At 55.9% G+C, this 7,556-nt stretch carries 6 protein-coding genes; 1 reads left to right on the top strand and 5 read right to left on the bottom strand.

Features of this window, described 5'->3' with window-relative positions:
• Nucleotides 1-183: 183 nt before the first annotated feature.
• Complete coding sequence (locus RUM8411_RS20700; protein ID WP_085824626.1) at nt 184-558, bottom strand: hypothetical protein; 375 nt, start codon at nt 556-558, stop codon at nt 184-186.
• A gap of 91 nt (nt 559-649) precedes the next feature.
• Here RUM8411_RS20700 and RUM8411_RS20695 point away from each other — a divergent pair, with 91 nt between their 5' ends.
• Complete coding sequence (locus RUM8411_RS20695; RefSeq protein ID WP_085824625.1) at nt 650-1,408, top strand: alpha/beta fold hydrolase; 759 nt, start codon at nt 650-652, stop codon at nt 1,406-1,408.
• A gap of 12 nt (nt 1,409-1,420) precedes the next feature.
• On the opposite strand, the gene RUM8411_RS20690 is transcribed toward RUM8411_RS20695, so the two are convergent.
• The 4 genes from RUM8411_RS20690 to RUM8411_RS20675 form a co-directional block, all read right to left on the bottom strand.
• Nucleotides 1,421-1,798 carry a rhodanese-like domain-containing protein gene (locus tag RUM8411_RS20690; protein ID WP_085824624.1) on the bottom strand — a complete coding sequence of 126 codons (378 nt, stop codon included), beginning with the start codon at nt 1,796-1,798 and terminating at the stop codon, nt 1,421-1,423.
• A 79-nt stretch (nt 1,799-1,877) separates the two neighbouring features.
• Nucleotides 1,878-3,233 (bottom strand): HlyD family type I secretion periplasmic adaptor subunit, encoded by a 1,356-nt coding sequence (locus tag RUM8411_RS20685; RefSeq protein WP_085824623.1) that lies wholly within the window; start codon nt 3,231-3,233, stop codon nt 1,878-1,880.
• 12 nt (nt 3,234-3,245) lie between these two features.
• A complete protein-coding gene (locus RUM8411_RS20680) occupies nt 3,246-5,270 on the bottom strand; it encodes a type I secretion system permease/ATPase (protein ID WP_370738045.1) in 2,025 nt (674 codons plus the stop codon).
• A gap of 252 nt (nt 5,271-5,522) precedes the next feature.
• Entirely contained in the window at nt 5,523-7,490 is a 1,968-nt protein-coding gene (locus tag RUM8411_RS20675) for a type I secretion protein (RefSeq protein ID WP_085824622.1), read from the bottom strand.
• Between the last annotated feature and the right edge of the window lie 66 nt (nt 7,491-7,556).

The raw sequence follows: 7,556 nt of genomic DNA, 5'->3' as shown, positions 1-7,556 counted from the left end.
ATCATCGAGGTGGTCGACGGCCTGGCCGCCAATGGCGAAGACGGCAACAGCGCCGTCGAAGCCAAGGTCAAGGCCGAGGTCGCAAACCTCTGCGCCAAATTCCCGCTCTATCCAAACCTGTAAGACGGTTGGATATCAAAGGCTTGAATGGCGCCCACCGGGCGCCATTTGTTTGTCGCCTCGTCAGATCAAACCCTGCCACCACAAAACAACGACTAGCAACGCCAATAAGGCCAACAGGTTGAATGCCAGGCCGCCCAGCATTCCCAGAAACCGCCCCATCCGCCGATCAGCCCGGTTGATACCGCCTAAATGCGCCTGAACTTCTTCTGAAGCCCGAACAAGCTTTGGGGTGTCCAACACCAACCGCAATTTGGGATGGGCGGCCATTTGCTCGGAATTGGCCAGCACCATCGCCTGCTTGTAGATCCGGCGGGGCAATTGTCGCTTGGCTTTGCGGACCGATGCCGTCAGCGTCTTGTCCCGCATGCCCAGCTTTTTGCGCAACAGCTGTACGGTGTCTGCAATCTGGGTTTGGATTTCATTGTTTTCCGACATGGCGCGGCCTCCTGACGCTGCAATCTAGCCTTGGCGCACAGAGGCGACAATAGGGCTGGTCGTTTCCCGGCCCGACGGGTATCACACGAAAATGCTGAATACGATCATACATGGTGAACCAACTGCGAACCCTCCGCTTTTGATCGCGCACGGGCTGTATGGGTCCGCCCGGAACTGGGGCGTCATTGCGCGGCGGTTGTCCAATGAACGGCAGGTCGTCGCCGTCGATATGCGAAACCACGCCTATAGTCAGTGGACGGACCACCACAGCTATCCGGAACTGGCTGACGATCTGGCAGAGGTCATCGAACATCACGGTGGGCACGCGGATGTGGTTGGGCATTCGATGGGCGGCAAGGCTGCGATGGCTTTGGCACTGCGGCACGGACACCTTTTGCGCAAACTGGTCGTGGCGGATATTGCACCTGTATCCTACAGCCACAGCCAGCTTCCGTTTATTGCCGCGATGCGCGCCGTGGATCTGCCTTCTGTGACGCGACGCTCGGATGCCGAGCAACAACTGGCGGATCAGGGCGTGGAGAAAGCACTGCAGAGCTTTTTCACACAATCGCTGGACATCAAGGGAAAGAAATGGCTGCTGAACCTGGATGTTCTGGCCGCTGAGATGCCCAAGATCATGGGCTTTCCGCAGTTCCAAGAGGCCTGGGACGGTCCTGTATTGTTTTTGTCTGGTGGTGCTTCGGATTATGTCCTGTCCGAATACCGCGACACGATCCGCGCCCTGTTCCCCGCCGTCAGGTTTGCCAAGATACCCGGCGCAGGACATTGGTTGCATGCCGAAAAACCGCGCGAGTTCGAAGCAGCTGTCAGAGCCTTTCTGAACGCCTGATCGGCGTCCCGCCTAGGACGGTGTGACCTCGCCGCCGCCGTTGACCCAATCGGGCAGCCCGCCAAGATTGTAGACCAGATCATACCCCATATCTTTCAACAGCTTACCGGCCAATGCGGCCCGAGCACCTGCGGCACAGTACAAGACGATGACGCGGTCTTTGCGCAATTCGGGATCGTGGGACTTCAGGGCATCGTCTGCGCGAAACTCCAACATCGCGCGGGGAATATGGTGCGCCCCAATGGCTCGGCCTGTCTGCTGCAATTCCACCGCATCGCGCACATCGAGCAACAACGCACCCTGCGCCACCAGGTCTTTGGTACGGCCGGTGTCAATACGTTCGACGACAGCGTTTGCGGCTTCCATCATGTCTTTGACTGTCAATGGCATCAAAACCTCCCCAGTGATTGTCACCGGATCATAATGTGCCAACGCGGAAAGATGTAGACTGGTTATCCAAACCGCCTGTTTATTGCTCGCGGAACGCGCGGGACATGCTGTCCGTCACAGGTTTTGCGATATAGGCGGCAAAGGTCCTCTCTTCAGTCTGGATCATGATTTCAGCCGGCATGCCCGGTGTCGGGATAAACCCGCTGACACGGCCGATTTCATCTGGATCCAGAGAAATCCGAGCCAGATAAACCTCTTGCGGTGCGCCGGCTGTGTCCTCAAACACGGAGTCCGCCGAGAGATAGAACACTAAACCATCCAGCACCGGCGTCGTCCGCTGGTTCAACCCAACAAGTCGCACGGTCGCATGTTGTCCGGTCACGACGCTGTCGATCTCGGTACGCGGAATCTGGGCTTCGATGATCAGTGGCGCGTCTGCGGGCAGAATCTCGGCGATTGGCTCACCGGTTTCGATTACGCCACCCGGCGTGTGGTAATGCAACCGCACCACGGTTCCTGTCACCGGTGCTCGCACGACGGCACGGTCCAGAACACTGCGGGCTTGCCGGGCTTTTTCGCGGACACTTTCCAGATCGGCTGCGATCACGCTCAGCTCATCCAACGCAGCTTCGCGATAGGCGGCACGGGTACGCGAAATCTGTTCGTCGTATTTCAGCAGCATCTGGCTGATTTCCGCGGCTTCGGCGGCCATTCGGGCCTGCTGACCTTCAGCTTCGGCCTGAACGCGACGGATCGTGTTCAACTCACCTTTTCGCACCAAACCCTTTTCAAACAGCGCTTCTTTGGTCTCGAACTCTTCCTGCAGAATTTCTGAACGCCGAACCATGCTTTCCAATTGCGCCTTAAACCCGCTAGAGCGGATTTTCAGAGCTTCCATATTGCGTTCCAACAAAGCGATGTCGTTCAGCAAGGTCTTGCGCGACAGATCAAAGCTGATCTTTTGCCCGTCGAGGATCGAAAGAACCTCAACATCATCCCCTGCCGAGATAACCAGATTTGGGGAAAACTCCAGCCGCTGCAATTCGCCATATTCGGCGTTCAAACGCTCGGACATTGCTTGCAGGCGGATCTTGCGGACGAACAACTCACGCTCGTTTACCTGGGCCGAGGTCTGGTCAAGGGTCATCAGAACTTGTCCGGCCTCAACGGTTTGGCCTTCGATGACTTTGATGTCCTCGATAATACCGCCTTCCAGGTGCTGTACGATTTTGTTGCGACCAGTTGCAACAAAGCTGCCCTGCGCGATTACCGCAGCGGCCAGCGGCGCACTGAAGGACCAGACACCAAAACCGCCAAAGCAGACGACCAGCATGATAATCCCAATAGTCACAAAACGACTGATCGAGCGTGGAACTTCGGCGTACCAGACCGTTGGGTCCATTGGGTCGTTGTTTACGGGTACCAGATCGTTCATCTCAAAGTCCCCTTACTGGTTTTCTAGGCCGGGCTGGTTGCTACGCGGCCCGTTCAATTGTTGCAGAACCTGTTCACGCTGACCAAACAGCGCCACACGGCCATCTGTCAGCAGCATGATTTTGTCGACCACGTTCAACAACGTCGGCTTTTGGGTGATCACCACAACGGTAATCTTGCTTTCCTTGGCCTGCGCAATGGCGCGCGCCAGGGCCTTGTCCCCTGCGACATCCAGGTTCGAGTTCGGCTCGTCCAAAACCACCATGCGCGGGTTGCCAAAGAACGCACGCGCCAGTGCGATGCGCTGCTTTTGTCCGCCCGACAGCGGCGTACCGTCGGCGGCCACCACGGTTTCATACCCTTGTGGCAGCGTGGCGATCATATTGTGCACGTCGGCCAGGACTGCAGCATCGTGGATCTGCTCGTCTGTCGCGTCCGAGCGCATCCGGCCGATATTGTCCTTGATCGTCCCGGGGAACAGTTGAACGTCTTGCGGCAGGTATCCAATGCTTTCACCAAACTGGCGCGGGTCCCAATTACGGATATCCATCAGGTCCAGACGGACACTACCAGAGGTCGGCAGGATCGACCCAACCAGTGTTTTACCAAGAGTCGTTTTGCCTGCTCCCGAGTTGCCAATGATCGCCAAGGTCTCGCCGGGGTTCAGGGAAAAGCTGATGCCATTCAGAACCACGCGCTTGGTGCCGCCGGGCACATACAGAAGACGTTCCACATCCAGCCGACCTTCGGGGCGCGGCAGGCGCAGTTTCTCGAATTGCAACGCCGAGTTGGACAGCAATTGATTGATCCGGCCATATGAAGCGCGGGTCAGAAGGAACGTGTTCCAGCCTTCAATCGACCCTTCGATCGGCGCAAAGGCACGTCCCGCGATGATCGAGGCCGCGATCACCATACCGCCGGTAATCTCACCCTGCAGCGCCAAGAAAGCGCCCCAGCCCAGAATGCAGATTTGTGTCAGCAAACGCACACCGCGCGAAATGGCGGCAAAGATCACATTGCGATCCTGCGCACGCACCTGCCAGGTCAGCGATTGTGCGGTGTCGCGACCCCAGATGCGTACGGCCTCGGGGATCATGGCCATAGCGTTGATAATTTGGCTATTACGTGACATCGAATCCAGATGCATATTCGCCATCGACTGAGCCTTGCTGGCTTCGGCAAACGGTTTGGCTGTCATCTTCTGGTTGATGAACGCAATCGTCATCAACAATAGGGCTGTTACGATCACAATCATCCCCAGCTGGGGATGAACCAGGAAGATCATCAGGATGAACAGAGGTGCGAACGGGACATCCAGGAACGAAATCAGCGTACTGGAGACAAGGAAACCGCGCACCTGCTGCAAGTCGCCCAACGTCTGATATTCACGTCCGGTGCCGTGCAGGGACGCATGCGCCGCCGCACTTAGGATCGGGGCGCCAAGCCGGGCTGCGACCTCAACCGCGGTGCGCATCAGCATGAATCGCCGAACAGCATCAAAGGCCGACTGAAACACAACTGCGCCCGCAACAATGGCCGTCAGCATGATCAAAGTATCCAGCGACCGGCTGGTCAAAACGCGGTCACTGATCTGGAACAGATAAATCGGAATGGCGAGGATCAGAATGTTTGTCGCGCAGGTCAGAACCAGCACAAAAGACAGGTTGCGGTAGATCGCCTTGAGCGATGTTCGCAGCGTCTGCTGAAAATCCTCGGGCGGGGTACGTTTGTGAAATGTTTGGGGTGGCCCTTTCCCATCACCGCCACCCGAACTCGTGCGTAGCAGTGGTTGGTTTGCCTTGGCCTCGATAGTGGTGCCCAAGCGTTCCCCGCCTTCCGAGCGCGACGCCGGGGGTGCACGGTCGCTCGTTTTGTTGGCGGATTCTGGATCGGGGTCCTTGACATCATCGGCCACCCCAGCACCGCTGCCCTGTTGGTCATTGTCTTCGGCAGGCTGCGGCTGCTTGCGCCGGGGGGAAGGTCCGGCGCGCAGTTGCGGTTCCTCTTGCGATTCGCGTTTCAGTGGTTCTTTTTTCACTGCCTGGTCCGCATCCGCTTTTGCCGTTGCGGGTGCTTCCTTTTTGCCCGGCGCAGGAGTGCTAATGGACAAGTCCGCGCTTAGGCGCAACTTGGGCAACTTCTTGTTTTTACTATCAGAACGGCTCGCTGTTGGTGGTTTCACAACAGGGCCCCCGTTACGATCCAATGGACTCATGTAACGTACAAGACGCGACGGAAATACAATCGACATGTCAAAAAACTTTCGGGTCACTCGTAATAAACAGGGTTACTACGCTAGCATAGAATGCAGGCCGTCGTCGACGCTCACGGTTTCAGATGGTGTCAGGTTTACGTGACCCGAGGTGTTCTCAGTGCTGCCCGTCGCGTCAGTTTCTTCCATCAGGAAGGCGATTGCCTCGTTTGCAATCTCAACACTGTCCTCTTCGGGAACATCGATCAGGCTTGCCTGATGCAGCAAGAGATCCGAGTACTCACCTTCTTGCGCCATAACGACTGAATCGATACCCGCTTTGTTTATGCTGGCCGTGTTAAGTACGGCATTGCCGGCACCCAAAACGGATGCTTCGTCGGCGTTCAAACCTGTAAGCGAGATATCGTCCTGATCCTGCAGGATTGTCGTTTGCTCTATGATGTTGACCTGCAGCAGGTCGCCTTCGATTTTCAGGACCCGGACCAATTCTGTTCCGGCAAACATGGGATCGTTCATCAAGGCGTCTTCAAGCGCGTCAGCATCAACCTCTTGCAGAGGCAATACGTCGGCAAGGTCGTCGCTCAGTTCTTCATGCGTGTCTTCACCAGTCTGGTTCAGCATGACCTGATTCATGACCAGGTTGTCGTTGTCTTCACTTGGCAAGCCGCCAGTGATCACGTCGTCATCCAGCAACACAATGGTCTGAGAAACAATATCGACCGAAATCATATTTCCGCCGATAATAATCAAATCATAGAAGCTGCCCAGCTGCAGGATGTTTGTGACATTGGCCATCACGTTGTCGCCCAGGGCATACATGGAGGACGACGCTGAAATTTCAGTCTCAATATGGTCGATATCAGTGGCGTTAATCACCTGATCTACGAAGTTCGTTACAACAAGGTCGCCTTCGATCCAGTCGATAGCGACCAGCGGATCCTGACCAGGTTCGGCAACGTTAACATCCAACCAAGGGGCTTCGCGAGCTTCCACCCCAATCTGCGAGGACTGCACGACGTTGGTATCGCTTTGAACGCCATCATCGCCTTCGTCAATGTCCGAAACAACCGCGACCTGGCTGATGACAGTCAGATTAACGGCTTGCCCACCGACCACGATGTTTGGCGCATCCACCCAACCCACGGTCACTGCGACCTCGTTGATGGCCAGATTGCCGCCAGTTGTTACCGTATGGCCGTCTTCAAACTCTGAATCTTTGTCCTGATCCCACTCAGCTGGCAGCGCTTTGGCTGGCAACACTTCGGGGGTTTCGTCATCCGTGTCTTCTTCGGGCTGAAGATTCTTGGGCAGCAGGTCGGACCATTCAGGCATTTCATCGACCTGTTCGCCGTTCACGATCATGCCCGTTGCGTCTTCGCCGTGGAATTGATGCACAGTAGCACCTTCAACTTCGGCATTGACTGGGGATTGCATTTCTTCGGCGATTGCCTCGATCTTCTCGATCGAAAGATAGTCGGAGATGTTGATTGAAGGGGCTGAAACCGCGTGCATGGAAAGGGCTGTATCCAGAACCTCTTCGCCATGCGCCATCAGCGCGTCAGCGTCGCGAAAATCACCCTGACCGATTGTGTCGTTGTCGTTCAATTCAATGGTCTGGAAGGTGTAGGTCACAGCGGACCCAGCAAGTTCAGTTACAAACTCAGGATCCAAGTAAGTAATAGTAGTCGTCTGGGTCGTTGTAGCGGCATTCCCGTCTGCCAAGATCTCAGACCCATAGGATACCGGGCTGGCACCCGGGCCGGTGAAAGCTGATGCTTCTGAATTCGATCCAAAAACCTCTGATGGTGCCGGAATGTTAACAACCGGAGACGCAAACTTGTAAGGCGTCGGGTCAAACTCACCGGGATCAAGTTTCAAATCCGCCTTGACCCGAATTTGAGTTGGATCTTCCAGTTCCTCTAATTCAGCTTTCTTCCGCATGGCCGTGAACTCTTGGTATTGATCACGCAGCCGTGCCTGTTCTGTCGTTAGTTCAAATGCTCCAACGAAATGTGCAATTTGTTCTGAAATACTGTCGAGTGCCATTTCTATTTCCTTTCCCTGCCCCGGCTTAATAACTCCGGTTTAGGTTAAGTTGGGCCGAGGCCGCCG

It is taken from the genome of Ruegeria meonggei (assembly GCF_900172215.1).
Classification (GTDB): domain Bacteria; phylum Pseudomonadota; class Alphaproteobacteria; order Rhodobacterales; family Rhodobacteraceae; genus Ruegeria; species Ruegeria meonggei.
This window is presented reverse-complemented; position numbering and strand designations above follow the sequence as displayed.

What these genes read in the sequence shown, in the direction of transcription:
- RUM8411_RS20675 (WP_085824622.1), bottom strand. Translation starts at nt 7,490, where the DNA reads ATGGCACTCGACAGTATTTCAGAACAAATTGCACATTTCGTTGGAGCA.
- RUM8411_RS20690 (WP_085824624.1), bottom strand. Translation starts at nt 1,798, where the DNA reads ATGCCATTGACAGTCAAAGACATGATGGAAGCCGCAAACGCTGTCGTC.
- RUM8411_RS20685 (WP_085824623.1), bottom strand. Translation starts at nt 3,233, where the DNA reads ATGAACGATCTGGTACCCGTAAACAACGACCCAATGGACCCAACGGTC.
- RUM8411_RS20695 (WP_085824625.1), top strand. Translation starts at nt 650, where the DNA reads ATGCTGAATACGATCATACATGGTGAACCAACTGCGAACCCTCCGCTT.
- RUM8411_RS20700 (WP_085824626.1), bottom strand. Translation starts at nt 558, where the DNA reads ATGTCGGAAAACAATGAAATCCAAACCCAGATTGCAGACACCGTACAG.